At 47.7% G+C, this 22,082-nt stretch carries 30 protein-coding genes; all 30 read right to left on the reverse strand.

All coding sequences use genetic code 11. The features are described 5' to 3' along the window. Positions 1–8 precede the first annotated feature (8 nt). Positions 9–1,481: a phage terminase large subunit gene (gene terL, locus EZ315_RS15540; protein ID WP_135472890.1), complete on the reverse strand. Its 1,473-nt coding sequence runs from the start codon at positions 1,479–1,481 to the stop codon at positions 9–11. After that, positions 1,478–1,999: a hypothetical protein gene (locus EZ315_RS15545; RefSeq protein WP_135472891.1), complete on the reverse strand. Its 522-nt coding sequence runs from the start codon at positions 1,997–1,999 to the stop codon at positions 1,478–1,480. Before EZ315_RS15545 ends, terL begins: the two co-directional genes overlap by 4 nt. A 5-nt stretch (positions 2,000–2,004) precedes the next feature. Then, a complete protein-coding gene (locus tag EZ315_RS15550) occupies positions 2,005–2,880 on the reverse strand; it encodes a GREB1-related protein (protein ID WP_135472892.1) in 876 nt (291 codons plus the stop codon). Then, positions 2,867–3,739, reverse strand: coding sequence for a ParB N-terminal domain-containing protein (locus EZ315_RS15555; protein WP_135472893.1), 873 nt, complete (start codon positions 3,737–3,739; stop codon positions 2,867–2,869). The genes EZ315_RS15550 and EZ315_RS15555 overlap by 14 nt, the downstream gene beginning before the upstream one ends. A gap of 113 nt (positions 3,740–3,852) precedes the next feature. Continuing rightward, positions 3,853–4,206: a VRR-NUC domain-containing protein gene (locus EZ315_RS15560; RefSeq protein WP_135472894.1), complete on the reverse strand. Its 354-nt coding sequence runs from the start codon at positions 4,204–4,206 to the stop codon at positions 3,853–3,855. A gap of 2 nt (positions 4,207–4,208) precedes the next feature. Further along, positions 4,209–4,643 carry a single-stranded DNA-binding protein gene (locus tag EZ315_RS15565; protein ID WP_135472895.1) on the reverse strand — a complete coding sequence of 145 codons (435 nt, stop codon included), beginning with the start codon at positions 4,641–4,643 and terminating at the stop codon, positions 4,209–4,211. Between the two features lie 309 nt (positions 4,644–4,952). Beyond that, positions 4,953–5,429: a hypothetical protein gene (locus tag EZ315_RS15570; protein ID WP_175577983.1), complete on the reverse strand. Its 477-nt coding sequence runs from the start codon at positions 5,427–5,429 to the stop codon at positions 4,953–4,955. 4 nt (positions 5,430–5,433) lie between these two features. Next, complete coding sequence (locus tag EZ315_RS15575) at positions 5,434–5,721, reverse strand: hypothetical protein (RefSeq protein ID WP_135472896.1); 288 nt, start codon at positions 5,719–5,721, stop codon at positions 5,434–5,436. A gap of 11 nt (positions 5,722–5,732) precedes the next feature. After that, a complete protein-coding gene (locus EZ315_RS15580; RefSeq protein WP_135472897.1) occupies positions 5,733–5,948 on the reverse strand; it encodes a hypothetical protein in 216 nt (71 codons plus the stop codon). Continuing rightward, positions 5,941–6,393 carry a DUF4494 domain-containing protein gene (locus EZ315_RS15585; RefSeq protein ID WP_168184427.1) on the reverse strand — a complete coding sequence of 151 codons (453 nt, stop codon included), beginning with the start codon at positions 6,391–6,393 and terminating at the stop codon, positions 5,941–5,943. Before EZ315_RS15585 ends, EZ315_RS15580 begins: the two co-directional genes overlap by 8 nt. A 34-nt stretch (positions 6,394–6,427) precedes the next feature. Then, positions 6,428–6,754 (reverse strand): nucleoside triphosphate pyrophosphohydrolase family protein, encoded by a 327-nt coding sequence (locus tag EZ315_RS15590; protein ID WP_135472899.1) that lies wholly within the window; start codon positions 6,752–6,754, stop codon positions 6,428–6,430. A gap of 201 nt (positions 6,755–6,955) precedes the next feature. Next, positions 6,956–7,804 (reverse strand): hypothetical protein, encoded by an 849-nt coding sequence (locus EZ315_RS15595; protein WP_135472900.1) that lies wholly within the window; start codon positions 7,802–7,804, stop codon positions 6,956–6,958. Next, the gene (locus EZ315_RS15600) at positions 7,801–8,079 is read right to left on the reverse strand and encodes a hypothetical protein (RefSeq protein ID WP_135472901.1); all 279 of its coding nucleotides are present in this window, start codon (positions 8,077–8,079) and stop codon (positions 7,801–7,803) included. Before EZ315_RS15600 ends, EZ315_RS15595 begins: the two co-directional genes overlap by 4 nt. Further along, the gene (locus tag EZ315_RS15605) at positions 8,076–9,776 is read right to left on the reverse strand and encodes a DNA cytosine methyltransferase (protein ID WP_135472902.1); all 1,701 of its coding nucleotides are present in this window, start codon (positions 9,774–9,776) and stop codon (positions 8,076–8,078) included. The genes EZ315_RS15600 and EZ315_RS15605 overlap by 4 nt, the downstream gene beginning before the upstream one ends. Next, the gene (locus EZ315_RS15610; RefSeq protein WP_175577984.1) at positions 9,773–10,102 is read right to left on the reverse strand and encodes a hypothetical protein; all 330 of its coding nucleotides are present in this window, start codon (positions 10,100–10,102) and stop codon (positions 9,773–9,775) included. Before EZ315_RS15610 ends, EZ315_RS15605 begins: the two co-directional genes overlap by 4 nt. After that, positions 10,099–10,509 carry a hypothetical protein gene (locus tag EZ315_RS15615; RefSeq protein ID WP_135472903.1) on the reverse strand — a complete coding sequence of 137 codons (411 nt, stop codon included), beginning with the start codon at positions 10,507–10,509 and terminating at the stop codon, positions 10,099–10,101. The genes EZ315_RS15610 and EZ315_RS15615 overlap by 4 nt, the downstream gene beginning before the upstream one ends. A gap of 3 nt (positions 10,510–10,512) precedes the next feature. After that, the gene (locus EZ315_RS15620; protein ID WP_135472904.1) at positions 10,513–12,720 is read right to left on the reverse strand and encodes a DNA methyltransferase; all 2,208 of its coding nucleotides are present in this window, start codon (positions 12,718–12,720) and stop codon (positions 10,513–10,515) included. A 2-nt stretch (positions 12,721–12,722) separates the two neighbouring features. After that, positions 12,723–13,397 carry a hypothetical protein gene (locus EZ315_RS15625; protein WP_135472905.1) on the reverse strand — a complete coding sequence of 225 codons (675 nt, stop codon included), beginning with the start codon at positions 13,395–13,397 and terminating at the stop codon, positions 12,723–12,725. 8 nt (positions 13,398–13,405) lie between these two features. Further along, a complete protein-coding gene (locus tag EZ315_RS15630) occupies positions 13,406–13,876 on the reverse strand; it encodes a hypothetical protein (RefSeq protein ID WP_135472906.1) in 471 nt (156 codons plus the stop codon). Then, positions 13,873–14,313 (reverse strand): hypothetical protein, encoded by a 441-nt coding sequence (locus EZ315_RS15635; protein WP_135472907.1) that lies wholly within the window; start codon positions 14,311–14,313, stop codon positions 13,873–13,875. The genes EZ315_RS15630 and EZ315_RS15635 overlap by 4 nt, the downstream gene beginning before the upstream one ends. Continuing rightward, the gene (locus tag EZ315_RS15640; RefSeq protein WP_135472908.1) at positions 14,310–14,648 is read right to left on the reverse strand and encodes a DUF551 domain-containing protein; all 339 of its coding nucleotides are present in this window, start codon (positions 14,646–14,648) and stop codon (positions 14,310–14,312) included. Before EZ315_RS15640 ends, EZ315_RS15635 begins: the two co-directional genes overlap by 4 nt. A gap of 2 nt (positions 14,649–14,650) precedes the next feature. Beyond that, the gene (locus tag EZ315_RS15645) at positions 14,651–15,073 is read right to left on the reverse strand and encodes a hypothetical protein (RefSeq protein WP_135472909.1); all 423 of its coding nucleotides are present in this window, start codon (positions 15,071–15,073) and stop codon (positions 14,651–14,653) included. A 4-nt stretch (positions 15,074–15,077) separates the two neighbouring features. After that, complete coding sequence (locus tag EZ315_RS15650) at positions 15,078–15,350, reverse strand: hypothetical protein (RefSeq protein WP_135472910.1); 273 nt, start codon at positions 15,348–15,350, stop codon at positions 15,078–15,080. Beyond that, on the reverse strand, positions 15,347–15,733 hold the full coding sequence (locus EZ315_RS15655; RefSeq protein ID WP_135472911.1) for a hypothetical protein: 387 nt from the start codon (positions 15,731–15,733) through the stop codon (positions 15,347–15,349). The genes EZ315_RS15650 and EZ315_RS15655 overlap by 4 nt, the downstream gene beginning before the upstream one ends. Positions 15,734–15,854: 121 nt before the next feature. Continuing rightward, positions 15,855–16,661 carry a P-loop NTPase family protein gene (locus EZ315_RS15660; protein ID WP_238337400.1) on the reverse strand — a complete coding sequence of 269 codons (807 nt, stop codon included), beginning with the start codon at positions 16,659–16,661 and terminating at the stop codon, positions 15,855–15,857. Between the two features lie 10 nt (positions 16,662–16,671). Continuing rightward, positions 16,672–17,526: a hypothetical protein gene (locus tag EZ315_RS15665; RefSeq protein ID WP_135472912.1), complete on the reverse strand. Its 855-nt coding sequence runs from the start codon at positions 17,524–17,526 to the stop codon at positions 16,672–16,674. A gap of 11 nt (positions 17,527–17,537) precedes the next feature. Further along, the gene (locus EZ315_RS15670; protein ID WP_135472913.1) at positions 17,538–18,152 is read right to left on the reverse strand and encodes a hypothetical protein; all 615 of its coding nucleotides are present in this window, start codon (positions 18,150–18,152) and stop codon (positions 17,538–17,540) included. A 159-nt stretch (positions 18,153–18,311) separates the two neighbouring features. Then, positions 18,312–19,052 (reverse strand): MBL fold metallo-hydrolase, encoded by a 741-nt coding sequence (locus tag EZ315_RS15675; RefSeq protein WP_135472914.1) that lies wholly within the window; start codon positions 19,050–19,052, stop codon positions 18,312–18,314. A 17-nt stretch (positions 19,053–19,069) separates the two neighbouring features. Continuing rightward, entirely contained in the window at positions 19,070–20,038 is a 969-nt protein-coding gene (locus tag EZ315_RS15680; RefSeq protein ID WP_135472915.1) for a recombinase RecT, read from the reverse strand. A gap of 12 nt (positions 20,039–20,050) precedes the next feature. Continuing rightward, positions 20,051–22,078 (reverse strand): ATP-binding protein, encoded by a 2,028-nt coding sequence (locus EZ315_RS15685; RefSeq protein ID WP_135472916.1) that lies wholly within the window; start codon positions 22,076–22,078, stop codon positions 20,051–20,053. Positions 22,079–22,082: the final 4 nt, after the last annotated feature.

The raw sequence follows: 22,082 nt of genomic DNA on the forward strand, positions 1-22,082 counted from the left end.
GTTGAGGGTTAAAAAACTTGTAAATCGTCATAATCAAAATTATCATCGTCTTCTTCGTAGAGGTCATTAATGGCATAGCCGAGAACATCCACAAACTCATCGTGCGTTGAAGCCGGGAATGCGCATACTTGATTCAAAAAATCTTCGTTCCAAGAGCCTTCGACTATGAAGACACGGCCGCACTCTATGCGCGGCGAAACGACACGGAAACGCACTTCTTTATCGTCTGTCGGTGTCGGCGTTTCCTTGACGTTGAGAGTCGATATTTCACGCAACATCTGCACAACTGATATGCCGTTAGCCTTTGGCTCGATATTGAGCTTGCTTTCACGAGTGCCTTTGTGCGCTGATATGTATTCGGGGAGAAACCGCAGTAAGTCAGGCATTTCTTTGTAGACGGACTGTGCATCGTAGATGTAGATGTTGTTCTGAATGCGACACGCTGCAAGTATGCCCGATGGGTCATTGTCTTTGCCGACTTTCTTCTTGTTGTAAGCGGTATCGAGATAGAAGTGCATCGGCTCGTTGTATCGCAATGAGAGAAATTCAGCCATTGAGATTTTACGAAACCAATCGCGCTTAACGATGTTGCCGCCCTCGATTGTCGGGTGCTGCTGATAGAGTGCTGAAAACTCACGCGGTGCGCGTTGCTGTTGCTTCAGTAGCTTTGCAAGCGAATGTTTCCACGGCCATAGAGCATCTCCAATGTGCCGCTGTGAGAGTCCGTTGTCATTCTCATACTCACATATCGCCGGAATCACAAGCACAGTCCAATCTTGCGGCTCGGCTTTCAATATGCGCCCTGCCAAATCGTCTTCATGCCAGCGCGTCATAATAAATAGCTGTTTGCTCTCATTGTGAAGTCGGGTTGTCAGTACGGTATTGTACCAATTCCACACCTTTTCACGATATGTAGCCGAGTATGCTTCGCTTGCGTCTTTAACCGGGTCGTCAATGATTGCAATATCGACCGGCGTACCTGTCAAGCCGCCGCCAACGCCGACAGCTTTGTAGAATCCTTGTCGCCCGACTGTTTCAAAAATATCCACATTACGCAAATAGCCTTTTGTGTCAGTTCTCACATTAGAGCCATTGAGATAAGTGTTAGGGAAAATTGCCTGATACTCTTTACTGTCGATTGTGCGCTGTATCGAGCGAGAGAATTGAGATGCAAGATCAATCGTATATGAACTGCCGACTATTCTTAAATCGGGATTCTTTCCGAGTACCCAAGCCGGAAAGTTGCGAGAGATGATTTCTGACTTACCGTGCTGCGGCGGCATGAATACCATAAGATTTTTGATTTCGCCATTATATAGTTTCTGACAATAATCAGCGATTAAGATATGAAACCACTCCGCACGATATTTCGGGTTGACATAGCCGAGAAAAGACGCAAAGCGTTCCGGCGCATCTCGCTTCAGCTTAATGCGCTTCAATTTCAGTAGCCTTTTCATCGTGTCACTCTCCGTTGATGTCATTTTTGTATCATTTCGAGCCGTTCAATTTCGGCTGCGAGTTCTTCGGGTGTCATTTGCTCATCCGGGTCACTATCTTTCTTAATCGCCACATCGTTGCGCTGCCGGTTCTGATAGTGTTCCGGGTCAAGATTGCAAAGCAAGAAGATTGCGGCCGCAACATCTGATTTGACGTGAACGGTCGTAGTCTTTCTTCGCATTCGGTGTATGATTGGCTGTGAGGGGTTTTGTGGATTCTGCCGGTATTCGGTGTTTTCTTCCGTAATTTGGTGGTCATATCCTTTTGCTGATTTGGCAAGCGATTCAACCAACTCCCGGCATAGATGCTCTTTGAAATACTGCTTTGCTCGGTCTATCGCTTCGCGAAATTCCGGCTTCTGCAACCACTGATAGTAAGTCTTGTGGTGCAAGCCCATCGCTTTGAAGAAGTCTTTGAGCTTCGCGCCGCCGTGTTCCATTAGGCCGTTCTCCATTATCCACTCCTCACACTCTTTGATTTTAGCTTGGGAGTATTTAGCCATAGCGGTTATTCTTTCTTTTTGTATTTCTCTCTGATGATTTTTGGAGCCGTAAGAGTCCAATTTACGCGGTGGTGTAAACGCTTCTGATTGACATACTCGTTACCCATAGTCCGCACTTTGACTGATGACGGCTGATACATGACCGTGAAAAACGACTTGAGATAAGTGCCGGAATCGAGATATACTTCAGTCATGCCACCGGCATTCGATTGAGTCTGTTTTTGCAAGAGGCATATTTGCTGAATCTGCAAAAACAAGTCGCCGGTTGAAGTATTGCGCGTGTACGTGTTCACATCTTCATTGATGCGCCCAAGAAACGTGAATCGCCGTTCAGTGTCGCAAATAAACGAGTTCATTGCTTTTCGCTTCGTGCGTAGCTGCTTGCCCTCGCCACCGGCACCACCGCCGAGATAATCGCCACCCTGCGCCATTGCGATTGACTTAGCCGGAATCTTCTTGAAGAAGTCGAGCATAATATCAAAGACGGCATCGAGATTGCGGATTACCTTGTCTTTGGTAATGTAGCGTAGACGGTTATCAAACCTCCATTCAAAGACTGTATAATCATCGTCAAGCTCGATAAAGTAGCGATAGCCGAGTTTCTTTGCGATGTCGAAACAAGCATTTCGGGCATACACAATCGTGCGTCTATCTCCAGGCACTCCCTCATCGAATGTTTCAGCGATTGCGGCTTTGTCGAAGATTACTACATTCTCGTTGCCGAATCGTGATATGTATTCCGGCGCGGATGGGTCTTCGTTGTCAAGCACGATGACAATACGCCCGGTATAGCCCGACTTCTTCAAGCTGTCATAGGTCACAACTCGGTCAGCTCTGCCGTGAGAGAGGATAAAAGCGACAAAATTCTTATTCTTCATCATAATCTTCTGCGATGTCGTTTTCGGTTAGAGCTTCTTCATCCGTAATGTCGCGTTCAACGCGGTAAGCATTCGCGAGGTCTTTGGTCAGTGTGATAAAGCCGTTCTCAATGGCTTTGTCGAAGTCGATAATCACAAGTGCGGATTGCTCCATGAGAGCTTGTATTTGCGGCGATGCCTGCGCGTAATAGTCCGCAATCTTGGCGTAGTTGAAAACCGTATGCCGTCCGGCTGCCTGACGTAGAAACTCGCGTACATCATCCGGCAAGTCTGCGTTCTCTATCTCGTGAAGCAACGCATCTCGCTTTGTGGTGTCGTACATCTCGCCGAAGCTCGGAGTGCGGCCGCTTGGCTCGTATGTCGGGGCTACGACCTTGCGAGAGTAGCTATCATTTTGCGATTGCTCATTCTCTGCGTCTGCCGCGCTTGTATCCCAATTATCGGGAAGTTCAACGCCCCAAGTCTGCAACTGCTTCGCGTCCCAATTGCCGGACTTCAGCTTGCCCCAATCCCATACGCCGAAACCGTTGTTGTCGAGAATCGCATACGCTTTCAGCTTCTCGGTCGGAGTGTCATGCTCGATAACTACTGCCGGCACGAATTTATACCCGATTTCGGTCAATGCCCGATACCGCATATTGCCTCCGAGAATGATGTAATTGCCGCTTTCAAGCTGATAGACTTTGAGCGGATTATATTTCAGATATTCCGGGTAGTCGATGATGTCTTGCTTCAATAATGCGAATCTGTCCTCATCAATAGTGCGAGGATTCTCCGGCACTCCGGCAAGCTGTCCGGCGTTTTCTTCAAGCTGCTCAATGTCAATGAGCCGCGTTTGTGCGAGGTCGTTAAATTTTTCCATATTTTTTATATAGCGATGAAATGCGACTTTTGCGGTTTTTGTGCAAAGGTAATAAAAAAGAGTACTTGTTAGGTACTCTTTCGGGGTAAAAAATATATTGAAGCGGTTATTTTTCAGCGTTGAGCTAAATAATTCCGCATTAGCTCAATAAATTCTTCTAAGGAACGGACTATTTCGTAGCGATAGCCAAAAGCCTCAACTTTACGTTGGAATCGCTTTTGAGAGTCTTGCTGCTTGCCTTTCGGTGTCTTAAACTCGATGCAAAGAGCGTGATGATATTTGTTAGGTAGTAGGAATAACATATCAGCGACTCCGGCTGTTACTCCCTCGCCTTTCATTATCCCGGCTTCGATTCTGTTTCTTGCTCCACCATTCGGAACGGCAAAGAGCAAGAGCGCGAGGTCTGCATACTGAAGACGAAACCACTTCACGCAATTTTGTTGTATCTGACTTTCTGCGTGTCGCATCTTCAGAACGGTAAGTCGGGGTCATTCATACTCGGTTGCTGATAGCCATATTGCGGCTGTTGCTCTGCATACTGTTGCGGAGCTTGTGAAGTCGCCACGCTTTTGCGGTCGAGCATCTGCACCGTGTCGGCGTGAATCTCTGTGACGTATCTTTTGATGCCGTCCTTATCGTCATACGAGCGAGTGCGCATCTTGCCTTGAATGTAGAGAGCTGCGCCCTTGCGTATGTAGTCACGCGCTATTTCGGCGAGTTTACCGAAAAGCACTATGTTGTGCCACTCGGTGCGGTCTTCGGATGTCGAGCCGTCTTTCTTTGTGTAGCCGCGTTCAGTTGTCGCGACTGTGAGCGTTGCCATCGTCTTGCCGTTGCTCGTGGTGATGATTTTCGGGTCTTCACCAACGTAGCCGATGATTGTTACTTGATTAACGGATGCCATGAGGTTTACTACGTTATAATTATTATTTAGTTTTATATATACACACTTATTGATTATTATATATTATATCAATAGAAGTGTGCGTTGACTATTTCGCGTTTCTGATTTTCACTTGCTTTTGACAAGTATAGGTTGACGGCTCGTATTTCGGCGACATGAACGATATTACTCCGGGTATTTTATGCTCACGCCCGGCATATCGTCTGCGTATTTCACGGAATCGTGCGTATCGTTCACAATTCATTCTGATAAGGCAGTTTGTGCCGGAGCATACGATTGAATCCGATAGTACTGTGCTTGCCATGTCGCTTAATATCGAAAGTCTGTGAAGTGGATTATTACACCGTTGAAAGTCATATCGCCCTGCGGCTCTTTGCCGAAAAACCAATCGGCGAAGTCAGAGAGCGACAAACCGTCATTCTTTGCAAGTTCTGCCACATCAATATTGTTGCCTCCGATGATTCTTGCCGTCAAGTACGGCTTGTTTGCGTGGAAGTCGTGATGATAGCTGATTTGAATGCGCTGCACTCCTATCGGCTTATCTATCGTGTGGATTTCTCGTTGCTTCGAGCGGTACGGCTTGCCGGACCACTGCCTTACGGATAGGTAGAAGTCGCCACGCTGCATCTTTTCAGCGTTGACCGCCCACAAGTCGAAGTTGCGGCGTATCGTGTGAATCTTCTTGCCGGCTTTGAGCTTTGTTTCAAACTCGGTCAGTTCTCCGGCTCTCGGCAATGTTGCCGGAAACACTCTCGATAGAGTGATGCAAATTTTCTTCTTTGCCATTTCTTCAGTTCGGGTTGAATGTTGTTATCAGTTTACGTTTGGCGAGATAGTTGCGCGTTGCAGGGTCTTTAACCACGTCAATGTCGATTTCATCAAGTCGAATCTTGAGGTGTATCGCTCTGCCTCGCTTGTTAATCTCGCAATGGATGCTTTGCAGATTCTCGTATTCTTCGCGAATCTGATTCATCTTGTGTTCGAGATATGCCTTTGTGCGCTCGTTTCTTCTCGCTATGCGCACTTGATTCAGCACGAGAGCGATGTTGATGACAAGGCAAATTATCTGAAATGTCATAGGCGCGGTTTTTACGGCGTTTTATCGTTTGGGTAGTCGAATATACTCGGAGCTTGCGGAATCGCGTCAGGCAAGCCGAGAAGCCGCTCTACGCGGCTAATCTCGGCATCAACCTGCGCTTCGATTCGCTTGCTTTCAGCGAGGTCAGATTTGCGGTGATATTTGAAGTAATCACGCTGCTTGACTCTCATACGCCTCACAAGGTCGAAGAACTGCCGGTTATCCATTGTCTGACTTGCTCGTGAGTTTAGCCGGATACACGTCCATTAGGGCGGTTTCAGTGATGGCGGCAATCTCGAAGTCTGCCATTGTGCCTTTCATGCCGGCGATGAAGTTGTCATAAGCTCCTTTGAAGTCGGAAGCCTGCACGAGTATGTAAGACGCTTTGCGTTTCTCTACGGCCGTCTTCTCATCTATCGTGATGAAATTGACTTTGACCTTATACCACTTGTCGCCGCTATCATCGCGGAAGATTTCAGCGATATTCGATTTCTTGACTGCCGACACGGTGAAGTCGCCGCTTATGAACGGCGTTACTTCCTCGATGATACGCGATTCAGCTTCAGTGAATGAAAGCGCGTCAACGAGATAAGGTTCGGTTACTTTCTTTACGGTGCCGTTCTCCATCATCTTGTCGAAACGGACTTTTGTTTCAATCCATAGTGCCATGATTGATTTCTTTTTTTGAGGTTGATAGATGTTTGAGTTATCGGTTATCTCCAGAGCCGCCGAGCATTCCGCGCTCCTTTCGTGATTGCAGCTTGTTGATGTTCATTTGTGCGATTGCTTCAAGTGTGAAGCCGAGGTCGTTTGCAAGCGTAGCGCAATACCACATAACATCGCCTATCTCTTTCGCGATTTCTATCTTTCGCACTGTGTCGAAACTCTGATTGTTGTCGCGAATTACTTTCTTGACCTTATCGGCTACCTCTCCGGCTTCTCCGCACATTCCGAGTGCCGGATAGATGATGCGCTTGTCTTCGGGATAGACGGCGGTTGTGAGTGCTGCCGCCTGGTATTCGTTTATTGTCATTTGATAGTAGTTATTATATTGTTATATAGATATTATCTCATGTTGTAGTTAACTGCTAATGGTACGGCAATCTCGCACGGATTGTCGGTTTCGCGCTCTGTCTTCTTCGATTTATAGCCGGGCGAGGTCTGCCGATTACAGTCAGCACATACCAAAACTCGATGCCTAAGCAAAAAGCTGCATGATGTTCGATTTCAAGTGTCATATTTCGTTGAGTTCTATAATCGCGATTTGTGTCGCGAATGTTTTTATGTATGTTTCTTTGAGAGAGGCGAAGCGGTCCGATACCGGCTTGTCGCCGACAAACTCCAATACGAGCTTGTCAAGTCGATATATCTCTATCGGGAGTATTCGCCCAATTTTATGCCCGACTATCTTCTCTATCTTTTCAGTCTGCCATCTGACATATCTCAATAGCGACTTCAAGAGAATATCACACTGATATACGGCTAAAAGATAGTTGAGAGAATCCGGCGAGAGTTGCGGATATTCGTGCATGAGGTCGCAACGGAGATTAACAAGTAACGTCTTGAAGATGTCACTTACTCCATCTTCAAACATATACATATTCTGCGTTTCTGAATCGCGGTGCTGCTGGTCTATGTACGTTGAGCGTAAACGGTCGTAGTCACGGCGTAATTCGCGGATTGCTCGGCTGAGTTTCTTCGTTTCTTTAAGCTGCATTGTTATTGACAGGTCTATGATTGTGTCGGCGTAGTCCCACACAAGTTCGGCGATGACAAACGGCACATACGCGAATCTGAAAAGCGTATCGTGGTCGAGTATCTTTGAGAGCTTCAGAGTTTCGCGTTCCTCGCGCTGCTGTGCGGCTAATGCCTTACGGCGTTCAATTTCTCTGACTAAATCAAACCCCGATTCAGGCGTGTAGTTGGTATTGAGCATTCGCGTTTCGCGGTAGAGCGATTCTACCAGCATTCGCGGTGCGGCGTTTGCAATTTTCTCTGCATCTGCAAACAACATATCTGCCATAGCTGACTTTTGCTGTTCGGACATTGCCGCGATTTTCTTCCTAACGTCATCTTGATTCATACCCTCTGTTTTTTGAGTTTCAATGAGAATATTCCTTTTGCTTTATCCCATTCGGGGTAACTGTATTTGTCTTGCGGATTGAAAGTGCTTATCCACAATTTTATCTGCCTTTCAAACTTTTGTTGGTCTTTTTGTGCTTCAACCGAATTGAGAATGTTGCAAAACTCAATCGCCGCGTTCTGATAGTCGCCAAAGCATTTAAGTGGAGAAACATTGTACCCGTCCATCCAACTCACAACGTAACCGTCAGAGGTATGTGTCTTTACCGCTTTCATGCCGTCTGTCGAATTAATCGTTTCACTGAATCGCATAGAGCGACACACCAAGCGCGGGCGATTGTGACCTCAACCGCGTTGCCAATGAACTTCTTTTGGTCTGCTTGTGTGCCAATCAGCACGTAATCTTCCGGGAAGCCCATAATCAGTTTGAGTTCTGATATTTTGAGCATTCGCATCTTGATGTCGATAATGCGATAGAGTGCCATAAACTCTTTGATTTTAACCATTATCGGGCTGTCGGTGTCATATACCGCAATCGCGAAGTCGCCGGATTCGGTAGAAATGAGATATGGCGGTCGTTTATCCATCTTGGCTATAAGTGTGAAGCAAGGAGATTCGACCGAGCCGCCAGGCGATGAAAATTGCGGATTCATCAAGTAGTGATGCTTGCGATTGGCTGTGATGACCCTTGACGGCTCATCGATGGAGCTGTCGACATTGTTGTAGTTGGTATCCATTACCCAAGGGCACACGCTTATGAGCTTTTGTTTCGGGTTAGTGAGTACTGCCGGATTGGGGCTGTCGAGGCTCGAAAGTTGACCGCCACCGGAATACTCGTTTGCTATGAACTGCGTCTGAATCAAAGCAAGCCTATCGCGTGTGAGCAACGTAGGGCAGGGGCGGTCAATGCTTTTACCTGCGTCTTTGAAGTTGTAGCTGCAAAGGAAGTCAGTGTGTATCAATGCGTGATGGTCTACTGTCGTGATTGTCCCTGCCGGTGCTTCGAGAGATATGTTCTTATCGTCAGGCGCGCCGCTGTACTGCTTTGAAAGGAACTGAACGGAAGCGAGTGCAAGCCGCCCTTGTGTCGCGACTGTCGGGCATGGGTCTTCAAGCGAGGGAGCGACATATCGGCCGCGTTGATTCATGGAGTTGTATTTTACCATGAATGCCTGCTTGCCACCGGCGACAAACTTAATCAGTCCGGCATATATGCGTTCAAGCGTCTTATCGGAGAGCGGCTTCTTGCGGTTGAAGATTGAATTGCCCTCATCCTCCAAATCAAGGACTTCACGCACCGGCTTCCACTTGTATAAAGTGCCGAATAATGCCGCTTCGCCGGTCTTGCTGTGTGTAGCTTCGGGAAACACTATCGGCAAGTTCTTTTTCGCGAAGATGCCGAAGAATCGTTTGCGAGAAGTATATGCGCCGTAGTCTGCCGCATTTAGGATGCGATGCTCGAAATTATAGCCGTATCGCTTGACATTGTTAACCCAACGGAGATATGAGCGTCCCTTGTCGGTCGAGAGCGGCTTTCCGTTTTCGTCTACCTCGCCCCACGACATAAACTCTTCGACATTCTCAATCTGTATATAATCCGGGTCGATAGCTTCAATGTATCGGAATAGATGCTCGGCAAGTGTACGGCTGTCTGCATCGCGCGGCTGGCCGCCTTTCGCTTTCGAGAAGTTAGTGCATTCGAGAGATGCCCAAAGAACTGTAAGAGCTTCTGGATTCTCTCTGCGGCATTTGTCGAGATGCGCAACGAGCGGCGACAATTCAAGTGTTCGGATGTCTTCAGTGAAGTGTAAGGCATTCGGATGATTCGATGCGTGGGAAGCTATCGCATTTGCATCGTGATTCACACACGCAATGACCTCGGCGCATTGCTCTCCGTCAAGCCTTGCGGAGTTAACGCCGGTCGAAGTACCACCGGCACCGCAAAACAAGTCGATATATAGTAATTGCTTCATTGCTGTTTGGATAGGTTTATTTTGATTATTTTATTCGCTCTGTGCTTTGATTCAAGTGCCTTTTCTTTCTCGGCTGCATACTCAGCAAGCAATTCAACGTGTCGTTCAAGTTCTCGCATGAGGTACTTGTTTTCTTCTCGCAATTCCTTGATTTCAGCATTGCGCCGTTGGATTTCCTCGTTGTATCGCTTCCTCTCAAACTGTGAGAATGTGAGGTCAGAATCGCTGCAAGTGCAACGCTCGATGTCGCCGCTGACTGCGACTGCCATGCAGCCTGGTATCAGCACGCGCCCTGCGATTTTGTCAACGATATAGTGGCACTTCATAGTTTCGTAGCGTATGGATGTTCGGGTATTGCGTCATAGTAGCCGCAACCGCCACTCCTGCGGTTAGGCATAGGCTCGTATTTAGCTTCAGATAAACCCTCTCGCATTTCGGCTGACAACTTGACGTTGTTGAATAGCTTGCATTGCTTTTTCGGGTGCTTGCAGCGATTCGGCGAGAATAGCTTTGTATATGAATACTCCGAGCCATCCCACCCATAACTCTGCCAATATTCGATGCTCTCTTTCTCGTTTTCGTCAAAAGACGATTCGTAATGTTGGCACGAGTAGCATAGCGGCCGTATTTCCGGATTCTGTGAGCATCGCATTTCTTCATGCTTCTTGCAGGCGCATTCGCGGAGATACACCTTGCCGCAATACTGACAACGATATGCGGTTACTTTTTCCATACTTCAGAAGTCAAAGAGTGATGGGGTGTTAACTTCTTGCTCGGCATTCTTGATGTTTTTTACTGCTGTCGCAAAGTAGCTGTCCTTTAACTCGCAACCGATGCCTCTACGGTTATTCTTCACGGCGACATATACTTCAGAGCCGATGCCGAGGAACGGAGTGAATACGACCTCGCCCTCATTACTCCAAAGGTGTATCAGTCGCTCGATGACCGAGAGTTGCAGAGGGCAAATGTGCTTTTCATCGCCCTGCGCCGTACCCTCCGCTCCGTTCAGCACGTCAGTACGCTTTATATCCATCCACACCGGCGATGCCCAGCGTTGCCACGTTTCAAGAGGGAAGTTGTCACGGTTGAGATTCTTGATAGGCTCCCAATCGGCTTCATCGCCCTCCCATTTCTTGAATATCGTGATATATTCAGCCATTCCGATGCCGGTCTTCGAGCTGTCGGATGTCACTTGCTTGTAGAGAAGTCGCTGTGTCTTCGTGCGCTGCATCTCCAACACCGGGTCACACCATATCGTGACTTTGGAGTGCAACTTGAATCCCTCGGCGAGTACGGCGCGTGTATGTTCGCCGGTGAAGTCATACATTCCGGTATAGCCGGAAGAGTTCTTATACACGCCGAGGTCTTTTGTGTGGCAGCACATGAGCCGTCCGGGCTTCAAGATTCGGTAGAGTTCTTTCAGCAAGAATGCGTATTGTTTGAAAAAATCCTCGTGATTCTCGTTGTTACCCATGTCGTGTATGTAGTTCGAGTACGTGAACAATGAACTGAACGGCGGCGAGAAGATTATGAGGTCAACGCTGTTGTCGGGAATGCGCGAGATTTCGATTGTCGTATCTCCTTTCATCAGAAGTACGTAATCATCGCGGTATTCCTCGTAGGTGTAATCGTTGAGAAGTCCGTACTTGTGTTCGTTCACGTTTCGGTTTATTTCGCGCTGCATTTCTTCAAACCGCGCTTGTTTTTGTTCGATGATAGCCCTTGCATTCTGCATCGTATCGGTTATTATGAGGTGGATATTCACTGCGTCAGTTCGCCCGAATCGGTACGAGCGGCGCACTTGTTGATAGAAGTCCTCGAAAGAGAAGTCGGGAGCTACAAAAACTTGCGTTCCGCAGCTTTGGAAGTTCATGCCGTAGCCGCATATCTTGGCTTTCGAGATTAGTATTCGGATTTTGCCGTCTGCGAAGTCGAGCAAGCGGCGTTCTTTCACATCGTCTTTGTCGCTTCCGCGCACTTCAACTGCATCCGGCAAAAGCTGACGGAGAATGTCGCCCTCCTCGTTCTGCTTAATCCAAATCAGAACTTGCCCCTCGGTTTCATTGGCAATCTTGGCAGCGATTTCAAGGCGTTCTGTCTTCGTCTTGCGTAGTTCTGCATTGAAGTTTGTCGCGTTCACTATGCCACCGGCGAATAACTGCCCTGCCTGGGGTGCTGTTTCCACCATGTGCGTAATGTAGTTCAGCGGTGGCAGCTTGAAACGCTTGCCGGTTTCGATGAATCCGATATCTGCCGGATTCTCGAAGACGATAGCCCACGATGCTATCCAGCCGTAAAAATCAGCTTTCGCATGACCTTTAAGGCGGTAGTTGTTCATGCCATCCTCGCGGACAAACCACTTCGAGCGCATATCCTGCGCGTCAAGCACGTTGAGAAATTCAGAATGATTGCCGATTTCGTTCAAGTCGTTTGGTGAGGGTGTCGCGCTGCAACATAGCTTGTAGAGCGTATGTTTGAACTTTGCCGTTATGGCATTGCGATAATGCCCGGTAAAGTTCTTCAGTATCGAGCTTTCGTCAAGCACCACGCCTATAAAGCGAGATTCATCAATGTTATCTAACTGCTCGTAGTTCGTTATGACGAGTTTAGCATCAGCCGGAAGCGTATCGGAATATCGGTGTATCTCGTAGCCAAATTCCGAGCCGTCTGCTATTGTCTGACGGCTTACCGACAGCGGAGCGAGTATCAGCACCGGGCGAGATTCGCGTTTGGCGACTTGCTGCGCCCATTCAAGCTGCATGATTGTTTTGCCGTTACCGCAACCGGCGAATATGGCTGACCTACCGCGCTTCAACGCCCAGCGCACACAATAACGCTGAAAGTCGAAAAGCTGCGGATTTAGCTGCGATTCTTCGATGTCGAAGCCACTATCAGCCACGCGCTGTATCTTTGTCGATAGGAAGTCTTGATAAGCTGTATTCATCTTTATTTCTTTTTGCGGTTGACCCATACGGTAGGCTTTATCACGTTGTAAGGGCAGATTACGACTGTTATTTCTTCAGTCAGAATGAAAGTGTTACCGCCTGTGTTTCCGCTTGCAACGTAGTTGCATTTGTCGATACCAAGCAACTCCATTGCATCGCAAAGAGCAAGCAACTGATATGCGTTGAAAACTTGCTCATAGATACCGATTGAAGCCTCATACGGAGGTATCAGTCGCCCGGTTGGTTTCTCTATTGCCGGAGATGAATTTCCGGTGCCTTTGCATACCGGGCACGTGTGATATTCTCTGTGCGTGAAGTTGTGTTTGTCTTCATACTCCCATTCGACTTCGCCGTCACCATCACAATCCTCGCACTCAATAGCCGGACGGATAGTCTTCATTTCTTTTTCAGTCGATACACGCTCAACTGCATCTTTGAGTTCGGCAAGTGCCAGTGTGATGTCGATGTTGTTAGGGTTGAGAGATTTCAGAACGTGGAGGTTGTTTGGCTTATAATCGCCTTTGCAGATTTCCGGCTTAATCATTATTAAGCGGTGAGTTTCAGTTGCGCACACGTAGCCGTCAGAGAGAAACGGAGCCTTTATTTGCTCTCTGAAATAGTCGCTGTCATAAAACAACGCCAAGAGTGCGGATTCGTCAAATTCTTTATTCATCATTGCGTTGATTAAAAGTTGATTTCTTGTTGTATTGTCGGCTCTTTGTAGCCGGGATGATTCTCTATGTAGTGTGAGCGTAAAGCGTCTGCAATCTTGGCTCTTTCATCATCCGAAACGTGATTTTTGTCGGCATCGGAGTTGGCTTTGAGTGCTAATTCCAAACTGCCGTGCAGTCGTTTTTCAGAGAGGAAAATCGAATACTCCGAGAACATTCGAGTTGAGCCTATCGCGTCTTGTATTTCGGTGTCGGTCTGCTGTCTTACATAGACTGTATGCTGATACTTGGCTATTGCCCGGAGCGTCTTTTCATCTCTCATCTTTTCATTCTCGAAGATGACCGAGATAGCCTCTTTTTTACGGATTTTGCCGACTTTCGCCCATCCGTAGAAAACTCGTAGATTCTTTGGCCGCTTACGCTGTCCGAGTTCTGCTTTATGCTTGTTGTCAAGCATGGCAAGTTTTAATCGTAGTCCGCTCATAGCTTTATGTCTCTGAATGTTTCGATGCCGAATACGAGTTCAAGAGTTGCTACTCGTTCCCAATTTCGGGCTTTTGTTATCGGAGTTCCTACACCATTACCGCTTTTAGCGTTTTTGTATATCTCAATGATTCGTTTTCGCTCTGCATCAGTGCATCGTTCAAAGAGAGGTGTTTGGAGTACATGATTTGCTCCGGCAAGGAAGTCGCGGTATCTTGACGGCTTGTTGAACGGTTGGCTGCGTGAATAGTCCCAAGCTGCATTTTCTATGCTCTGACTTACTGAGAATATTGCGTCTTTATTTACGTTGAAGTCCAAACGGTCTTCCCGATAGTAGCATTTATGAGCCGGGCAGTCATAATATTTTCCTCCCAAGTCTTGGTAGCCACATTCATAGACTTCTACGACTGTGTTACTTCCGATAAGTCGCGCTTTCATGCCTCACCTCCTTTCGGTGGCTCCGGCATCAGCATCCAATGCGTTATCCGATAGTCTGCATAATCCGAAACATGATTATCGCCGTCCGGGTCATGTACCTCGGTCGTTGCTGAACACCAATATTTGCCTTGGTTGTCATAGACATAGCACCGTACTTCTTTGAGGTGACTATCGTAGCAAATACATCTTTGTAGGTGATTCGGGCGTTCACTCTTTGCATCTCGCCACTTCATGCGCTGACCTTTAGTGAGGTCATTCAGCAATGAAGTGCCGCCCTCGATGCTGACTTTGCCAGCATTCCAATCGATGATTGATTTTTGTTTTTGATTTTCCATGTTCAGATATTTGTGTCGATTGTGAGATAGGGCATACCACCGGGGAAGCACTGCCAAAATTCACGAGTGAGTAAGAATTTGACTGCGCCTATCGCTATGCCGAGGCACACGAGATTGTCGCACGTTTCGTGGAAGTCGGTCCACTGAATGCTGTCTGCTGTCATGCACATATTGAGGAAAGTCCAGCCGCCGCCTTTAAGCGCATGGAATTGTTCGGGCAAGCAAGATAACATCGAGAGTATGTTCTCGCGGTTAGCCGTGACCTTATCGCGGTCAAAACAGGCTTTGATTCTTACACCGTCAACGATTTGCGTTGCGGCTTGTACTGATTCTGCGAGGCAGTCTTTGAACACCGCTGTTACGTTGGCGGCGGTAAGCTGCATTGGCTCACGGAGAGCTATTTGATTAGTCGTTTGAGTTTCCATATCGTTAACCTTTCATTCTGCCGAGAAAAGCGAGTTTCAGCACATCAGACTGACAGCTTATAATTGCAAATTCGAGCATACAATTTTCATCGGCAATGTCGTTTATTCTTAGTATCTGGTATCGCTCATTTGGAATGCGCACAATCCAAAAGTCTTCAAGTTCAGCTTCTTCAACATACCCAAAGAACTTGTTAAGGCTGTCGATTAGATGCTGCTGGAGATATTCGGGGCTGTATGCCGCCGCTATCTTGTCTTGATTGCGAAGTGCGTATCTCATTGGATTTCTTCGATGTCTATGTACCAATACGAGAGTGAGCGATTGAATAAGCGCACGTTCTCGATATAGTTGCGTTCCTTGTCTTCTTCTCGGAGAAGTGCGTACTGATTGCTGTATTTGTCTATGTAACCGATTGCGTAAAAGTATTTGCCGGTGTTACGGTTATAGCCTTTGACAAGTACGTGCTTACCGATTAGAGCATCAGAGAGATTAAGCTCTGACCACTTCATTGTCTTTTCTACGGCCGTGCTTTGTGATGCCCGGTGCATCCGAGCTTCAGCGGCGACACACGCTTTGCAGCGGTTGCGGTATGACTTCGAGAAGTCGGCGACCGGCTTTATTTCGCCGCAAACCTCGCATTTCCGCGTTTCTTGATTCTTCATTTCACTCATTTGCGTTAGAGTTATCGTTTTTTATTGTTTCCTTGCGCCTCACCGCGTTTATTGCTCTAAAATGATAGTTTGTATATCTTCGCATTTTTATCGCGGTTAGGAGCGGTTATTTTCATCTTCGGCTTGCGCCGGTCAAGTAGAGTACGTTGTACGTCTTGAATCGGTCTGCCAATCGACCAAACCCATCATCAAACTCTTTCTTCAGTTTTTCAACATCGAGATTTGTTGTCAGATGCGCGAATTTCCGGCGGTCGGGTGCTGTCATTGTCCAAATCTCATTTCTTGCGTGCAGGAAGTCATTGACGATTGTTTTGGTGTCGATTCCGTAGAAAGGTCGATTTTCAACGCCGATGTCGTTCAAGCACAGATTAACCGGCTTGCATTGGAATCCGACTGAATTTTCTTCGTTGTATGTGTAGCGGTCGATGTTGTTGTGAATCGTGTAGTAATTCACCATCTGCGTTACCGATACATTGTGAAAGAAATTCGGATTGTTGGTGTATCTCAGATATTCGGAGAAAATCTGCATCATCAGAGTTTTGCCGGTGCCGACTTCGCCCATAAGCAAAATATGCTTTTCCAACTTGTGCCCCTCATCCGGGAATATCTGCTCGGCAAGATGGCAGTTGTTGAAGTAGTAGAGCAAAAAGCGTAGCACTTTCGCGTTGTGTTCGTCAATCACGAATCTGCGCCGCTGTCCGGCAAGGCAGATTGAGTTGGCGATTTGCACAACGAGATTGCTGTGGGCGTTAAATGTCGATTCAACCGATAAGTCTTCAAACTGCGTGATTTGTTTCCTCGCATCGTTCATAACTTTGTTGATGACCGGTGCAATTTTCAATCTTGCAACTTCAGCCGCTTCACGCTTGCGCTTGGCTTCGACTTGCGCGATGATTTCGGGTGTCAGTTCTTCGTTCATGTTGCGCTGCTTAGTAATTCATTCCACCGAAACCGCCGGAATAGTTCATTTTTGATGTCGGTTGCGCCGGAGCTTCCGGCAGCTTGGATTCAGCCTTGATTTCCGGGTATTCGGTAGTCCATCTTGACTGATTGAGCCAAGTCGAAAGATTTGCTACTTGGGGAACAAACTCTCCGGCTGCTTTCGCGGCAGCGCGGTAGGCGGTCATTCTTTCGAGAGCCGGCATCAGCAAAGGGACGATTTCGCGCCAAGTCTTCGGATTTTTCTTTTTGAAGTTCTGAAACTCCACATCGTGACCGCGCTTGTTCCCTGGGTATGCTTTTCGGAAAGATTCAAAAGCCAACTCCAATTCAGAAATTTCCGAATTTTGACATATCTCGTTAGAGATAATATTTCTTTTATTCTTTATTTCTTTACTTGTGTCCGCTATGTTGTCCGTTAAGTTGTCCTTTGGGCTGTCCGCTATGTTGTCCGGGTTGTTATTGGCACTACCATTGCAACCGCTTATTATATTGCCGTTTAAGCTGTCCTTTAGGTTGTCCGCTGCTTGATACATATTATATTTGCAAATTGTAATGATAGTTGTATTGCCAATAGTTTCTTTCGTTATCATCTTTTCCTCTTGAAGCATCTTCAAAAAGGCAATGACTGTGTTATGCCCTTTGTGCCAACGCTGGCAGAGGAAAGAGATTGATGCAACAAGTTGACCGCGTTTGATTTCGATTAGCCGAGAGCCGCCGGATAACGATTGACCGTCATCCCAAGAAGCCATAAGGAGCAAGTCGAGCCACCATTTGAGGCGTTCGGCATCTTGCCAAATCCAATGCTTTGGCAACTCCCGGCTAATCTTAATCCAACCGTTCATGGTCTATTCGCTCAACCGAAATAGAAGTCTTGCCAAATCTTGATGAACTGTTTTCCGAAGTAGTCTGCAAGAGCTTCAGATTTCACGCAAAGACGGGACCTGATATACGCATCCGTACCCGAGGGCGCGTCAGCCGAGTCCGCATACGCAAAACCGGCATACGCGCCGTTAAGCGCATCACCGCCGAAAAGGACACATTCGGCTTTGCGCTCATCATCCATCTGGTCTATCTCTTTTTGAGTATAGAGCCAATACCACGGATACCACTTGTTTTCTCCCTTGACGTATTTGGGAGTCCATCCCTCGTTGAGAGCGGCGGCGATGATGCGGAGCTTCAGATACGCTACGAGGTCTTTCGCCGTTTCATCCATCGGGGGATTCTGCTCCTCGGTAATGCGGCGATACTGATTGACGAGAGCGTGATTGCCGAGTTCACGGCAAGCGTCTTCAAAGGTCTTGACGCGCTCTGTTATCGGGCGGTTGTCTGCTGTCATGGCTGATTCGCCGTATAAGTTGCAGAGTAACGCCTTGATTTCGGGGTTCTCTGTGTTGTTGTAAGCTGCACGGACTTTTTCGATTGTCGGCTGCTCAAACTTTACTGAGTTTGTTGGCTCAATTTTTCGCATTGTTGATTTTGTTTAATTTTGGTAAAACTTCATGTTTGAGTAATCTAACTGCATTAGTCAGTCGTAAACTTTTACGTATCGCCGCAGTGTCGAGATTGTCAAGAATCTGCGGCAAGCTCCGGCATATCGTTGCGACAACATCATTAGGCACATTTCTCATCAGTATGGGATTTTAGATACGTTGATTTCAATGCCCGGATTTGCCACATAAACCGGCTTTCCTACGGCTTCCGCTATCAAGGCGCGGAATTGTTCAGCATTACTGTGCCTGCCCGATAGGTGGAGCAATACCACTTCATTTACGGCTGTGAGGTCGGTGGTACGGAGTATCTGTTCGGTTGTCTTCAGCTCCATGTGTGATTCGAGTAATCGTTCACGTGTGCTGCTGACCGTACTTCCGCTGCTTATAGCGTCTTCAAGAAGCTCATCGGAGTAATTGGCTTCAATCATTATGTGATTGAGGTTAGCAACCCGATATTCAAGCATCATCGTGTCGGTTACGAATAGCAATTTGCCCATCTCGTCATGTTCGATGACGAATCCGAGGCACGGCACATCATGGACTACCGGGAGCGCAAAGACTTTGAAGCTGCCCACTTTGTAGCCGTGCATCGGCTCGATGGATTTACAGAACGTGCGGTTTAGCTTGGGGAATGAAGCAAACACATCTTCGAGAGCAAGAGCATGGATTCCGAATTTCAGATACTCCGGCAGATACTTTGAATGGTCTTTGTGGCGGTGGCTCACTACGCATCCGGCAATGCTGCTCAACTTCCAACCGAGAACTTTTTTAACCTCGACCAAAGGCATACCGCATTCAATCAGTAATGCGCCGCCGTTAGAAGATTGCAGTACATAGCCGTTGCCGCGTGACGAGCTTCCGATGCAAAAGAGTTTCATTCGCGTATCTGCTTGGGTTAATAGTTCGGTTCTTTTGGAGCTTCTTCAGTCACCGGAGCTTCTTTTGGCTGCTCTGTAACCTCGCCGGTTTCTTCGTTCACGACTTCCTCGTATGGCACTTCGGAAGCGTCGAGATTGAGCGGTTGTGCATCTGCAAGCTGAAGCGTGTCATTTCGCGCGGCGATTGCTCGATTCTCGGCTTCGGTGTCGTGTCCGAGTGCTGACTGCATCTTGATTGAGAGATAGCCGTATTTTGAGAGAAGTCGGCGAATGACTGTCTTCAGAGCCATATCGTTGAAATTGCCCTCCCAACCGACAGTATTTGACACGATGCCGCTGTTGGCTTTCTTGATAAGGTCGGCGACTGTGACTTCTTTTTTGAACTTGATGCCAGGAGCGTAACGCTTTGCGTATGCCGCCATGTCTTCAACCGACATATAGAGCGTCTTGGAGTAGCCGTTAAGCAACTCGAAATAGCAAAAGTAGCCGATGATTTTGTCGGACTTCTTTTGTCCGTCAAGGCACACTTCGCCGGAGAGTCGATTTGCAGTGCGTAATTCGCCCTCATACACCACATCTGCGTTGATTGTGCGATACTTGCCGGTGCGCATAGCAAGCTGAATGTAGCCCTTGTAACCGGGTATGAATGTCGGTGTCGGCTCTTTAACTTCTATGGTGCGCCCGGTCTGTGGGTCAGTACGCTTAACCTTGTTTTTGTAGACTACGACATAGGCGAATCCGAGAGCGCGGTTTATCGGCAAGTCGAGTACGGCGGCTTTCAAGCACTCTTGTACGATTGCCGTAGGGTTGCACTCTTGAAGCGACTTATCGCCGTTGTAGAGGTCGATGATTGACGCGATGAATAGGTTTTTGTTCTCTGCAAGCGCGTTTTGGAACTGTTCTACCACGCTCGGCGCACTGAGGATTGACTTCAGCTTCGCGAGTCCGGTTTGCCCGGTGGTCGCGACTTGGTTGTTTTCTGCCATGATTTGCGTTGATTAATGATTATTGAATAGGCTCTTTTGAGCCGGGGATTTCTCGATTACAAGCTGCTCATCGCGTGACACAATGAGGCTAATGACTTGTGACTGCATCGGTATGATGTCGTTGACTGATTCGGCGTTGTCAACGAATATCGGAGCATATACGCCCTGCGACTTGCAGATTGCGTTGATTATGTCAAGTCCGATGATGATACGCTCTGCATTGCTGCAAGTGCTGTACGGCTTGCCGTTGAGTGTGGCTTCGCACGTTTCTTTTTCCGCGCCGTTGATTGCGGGAGCTATCCAACGGAAGCGCACGAGAGAGAAAAGTCCGTCGATTCGTTGCTCAATGGCTGCGCTACGAGCCTTTGAAAATTCGAGCATCGTAAACTCGATTCTTTCAAGCTCGGCAATTTCATCGCTTTGCTTTGAGAGCTGCGTTTCAAGCTCATCAATACGCGCTTGGGCTTTGGCGTTATCGTCACGCTTTTTGAGCCGCGATTTAAGGCTGTCTATCGCTGTCGAGAGTGCGTTGCGTTGCTCTTTAAGCTCGATGCTGTTAGCCGGTGCAGCCGGTATTGAGGACTTCGCTTCAAGCTCCGATATCTTTTTGTCTATCTCTGCAAGCTGCGCATCGGCGGATATAAGAGGCTTAACGTCCGGCATCGTGAGTTCTACGCGGTAAACATCGCTTGACTTCAGTTGCTCGATTGATGCTTTGTCGGCTTTGATAGACGCTTCGGAAGCCTCCAACGCGACAATGCTACGTTGCTTCTGCATCTTTACTGCCCCTCCTTTTTGCTCATTGGCGGCGATTCGCTCTGCGATAGCTGCGAGTTTCTTTTTGCGCTGCTTCTCGAAGTTCTCTATGATTTCAGCTTCTTTCGCTTCGATGTCTTCAACATCAAATTGACGGTGGCAGGTGGGGCAGCAAAAGTCACTTTCGTTGAACTGAACTTGCTCGGCATTGACTGCTATGCTTTCAGCTTGGAGCGACTGCCATTCTTGGATAAGGACTTTTCGTGCGTTATTGTGTCGCTCGATTTCCTCTTTTCGCGCATTTATTGCGCTTTCGGTCGAGCGTATGCGATTCGTTAGGCTGTCAATCTGAAACTGCACATTGTCGCGCTCACGCTTCTTTTTGCGATAGTCCGCAGTAGCTTCGTCTTCGATGTCTGCCACTCTTTGAGCGCGTTTGCGGCGTAGAGCCGTGGTTTGCTCTTGGATTTTCATGCGCTCGTTGTCTGCGGCTCGTTGAGCTTCTGAAGCGTCTGCCATCTGCGATTCTATCTTATCGCGCTCGGCTATCTTAGTTTTGATTTCGGACTCTATCGCTGCCCAATCTTCCGGCTCTGAAAGGTCGCGTTTCTTTTCATCAATGCGCCCGGGGATGCCGACTATTTCAGCATTCAAACGTGATTTCTTCGATGCAATCTCTTTCTTAAACTCGTTCATGGTCTTGCCGGTAATCATCGCGAGGAGAGCTTCAAAATCGGCATTTCCGGCGGCTATCTCGGTGTCGGAGATTGACCCTGCCATTTTGAGCAACATCTCCTTTTGCGCTTCGGCTGACTGTGAAGGGAAGTATGCCGGATTCGTGATGAACTTGAATACATCCTCGTTGCAGATGCCGGCGATTTTCGCGTCATACTCACGTGCGCTGCAAGGCACATCGTTGTAAAAGCGTTCTTCTTCATTGCCGGTAAACACTCGCTCGGTCTGACCGGCACGTTTAACCCATTTCTCTGTGAATCGGCGGCACAATTTGATTTCCTCGCCGTTTACGGTGATGATAGCCGATACCTCATGCGGAAGCTGTGGAATGATAGCTCCGTTAGTGTCGAGCGTCTTTAGGTCGAATTTCTTGCGGTCCTGGCTGTCTTTGCCAAAGAGTAGCCAAGTGAATGCGTCAAACAACGTAGTCTTGCCGCTTCCGTTTCGACCGAAGATGTCCGTCACTCTCTCGTCAAAGCTGACCGAGAGTTCTCTTATGCCCTTGAAGTTCACGAGCGAAAGAGATTTGATGATGATTTCTTTCTTCATTTTT

It is taken from the genome of Duncaniella freteri (assembly GCF_004766125.1).
Taxonomy (GTDB): domain Bacteria; phylum Bacteroidota; class Bacteroidia; order Bacteroidales; family Muribaculaceae; genus Duncaniella; species Duncaniella freteri.

What these genes read in the sequence shown, in the direction of transcription:
- EZ315_RS15655 (WP_135472911.1), bottom strand. Translation starts at nt 15,733, where the DNA reads ATGAAGAATCAAGAAACGCGGAAATGCGAGGTTTGCGGCGAAATAAAG.
- EZ315_RS15670 (WP_135472913.1), bottom strand. Translation starts at nt 18,152, where the DNA reads ATGCGAAAAATTGAGCCAACAAACTCAGTAAAGTTTGAGCAGCCGACA.
- EZ315_RS15600 (WP_135472901.1), bottom strand. Translation starts at nt 8,079, where the DNA reads ATGAAAGCGGTAAAGACACATACCTCTGACGGTTACGTTGTGAGTTGG.
- EZ315_RS15610 (WP_175577984.1), bottom strand. Translation starts at nt 10,102, where the DNA reads ATGAAGTGCCACTATATCGTTGACAAAATCGCAGGGCGCGTGCTGATA.
- EZ315_RS15550 (WP_135472892.1), bottom strand. Translation starts at nt 2,880, where the DNA reads ATGATGAAGAATAAGAATTTTGTCGCTTTTATCCTCTCTCACGGCAGA.
- EZ315_RS15635 (WP_135472907.1), bottom strand. Translation starts at nt 14,313, where the DNA reads ATGAAAGCGCGACTTATCGGAAGTAACACAGTCGTAGAAGTCTATGAA.
- EZ315_RS15590 (WP_135472899.1), bottom strand. Translation starts at nt 6,754, where the DNA reads ATGACAATAAACGAATACCAGGCGGCAGCACTCACAACCGCCGTCTAT.
- EZ315_RS15615 (WP_135472903.1), bottom strand. Translation starts at nt 10,509, where the DNA reads ATGGAAAAAGTAACCGCATATCGTTGTCAGTATTGCGGCAAGGTGTAT.
- EZ315_RS15660 (WP_238337400.1), bottom strand. Translation starts at nt 16,661, where the DNA reads ATGAACGAAGAACTGACACCCGAAATCATCGCGCAAGTCGAAGCCAAG.
- EZ315_RS15625 (WP_135472905.1), bottom strand. Translation starts at nt 13,397, where the DNA reads ATGATGAATAAAGAATTTGACGAATCCGCACTCTTGGCGTTGTTTTAT.
- EZ315_RS15580 (WP_135472897.1), bottom strand. Translation starts at nt 5,948, where the DNA reads ATGGATAACCGGCAGTTCTTCGACCTTGTGAGGCGTATGAGAGTCAAG.
- EZ315_RS15560 (WP_135472894.1), bottom strand. Translation starts at nt 4,206, where the DNA reads ATGCGACACGCAGAAAGTCAGATACAACAAAATTGCGTGAAGTGGTTT.
- EZ315_RS15630 (WP_135472906.1), bottom strand. Translation starts at nt 13,876, where the DNA reads ATGAGCGGACTACGATTAAAACTTGCCATGCTTGACAACAAGCATAAA.
- EZ315_RS15595 (WP_135472900.1), bottom strand. Translation starts at nt 7,804, where the DNA reads ATGAATCAAGATGACGTTAGGAAGAAAATCGCGGCAATGTCCGAACAG.
- EZ315_RS15570 (WP_175577983.1), bottom strand. Translation starts at nt 5,429, where the DNA reads ATGGCAAAGAAGAAAATTTGCATCACTCTATCGAGAGTGTTTCCGGCA.
- EZ315_RS15575 (WP_135472896.1), bottom strand. Translation starts at nt 5,721, where the DNA reads ATGACATTTCAGATAATTTGCCTTGTCATCAACATCGCTCTCGTGCTG.
- terL (WP_135472890.1), bottom strand. Translation starts at nt 1,481, where the DNA reads ATGACATCAACGGAGAGTGACACGATGAAAAGGCTACTGAAATTGAAG.
- EZ315_RS15620 (WP_135472904.1), bottom strand. Translation starts at nt 12,720, where the DNA reads ATGAATACAGCTTATCAAGACTTCCTATCGACAAAGATACAGCGCGTG.
- EZ315_RS15650 (WP_135472910.1), bottom strand. Translation starts at nt 15,350, where the DNA reads ATGAGATACGCACTTCGCAATCAAGACAAGATAGCGGCGGCATACAGC.
- EZ315_RS15665 (WP_135472912.1), bottom strand. Translation starts at nt 17,526, where the DNA reads ATGAACGGTTGGATTAAGATTAGCCGGGAGTTGCCAAAGCATTGGATT.
- EZ315_RS15545 (WP_135472891.1), bottom strand. Translation starts at nt 1,999, where the DNA reads ATGGCTAAATACTCCCAAGCTAAAATCAAAGAGTGTGAGGAGTGGATA.
- EZ315_RS15645 (WP_135472909.1), bottom strand. Translation starts at nt 15,073, where the DNA reads ATGGAAACTCAAACGACTAATCAAATAGCTCTCCGTGAGCCAATGCAG.
- EZ315_RS15685 (WP_135472916.1), bottom strand. Translation starts at nt 22,078, where the DNA reads ATGAAGAAAGAAATCATCATCAAATCTCTTTCGCTCGTGAACTTCAAG.
- EZ315_RS15680 (WP_135472915.1), bottom strand. Translation starts at nt 20,038, where the DNA reads ATGGCAGAAAACAACCAAGTCGCGACCACCGGGCAAACCGGACTCGCG.
- EZ315_RS15565 (WP_135472895.1), bottom strand. Translation starts at nt 4,643, where the DNA reads ATGGCATCCGTTAATCAAGTAACAATCATCGGCTACGTTGGTGAAGAC.
- EZ315_RS15605 (WP_135472902.1), bottom strand. Translation starts at nt 9,776, where the DNA reads ATGAAGCAATTACTATATATCGACTTGTTTTGCGGTGCCGGTGGTACT.
- EZ315_RS15640 (WP_135472908.1), bottom strand. Translation starts at nt 14,648, where the DNA reads ATGGAAAATCAAAAACAAAAATCAATCATCGATTGGAATGCTGGCAAA.
- EZ315_RS15555 (WP_135472893.1), bottom strand. Translation starts at nt 3,739, where the DNA reads ATGGAAAAATTTAACGACCTCGCACAAACGCGGCTCATTGACATTGAG.
- EZ315_RS15675 (WP_135472914.1), bottom strand. Translation starts at nt 19,052, where the DNA reads ATGAAACTCTTTTGCATCGGAAGCTCGTCACGCGGCAACGGCTATGTA.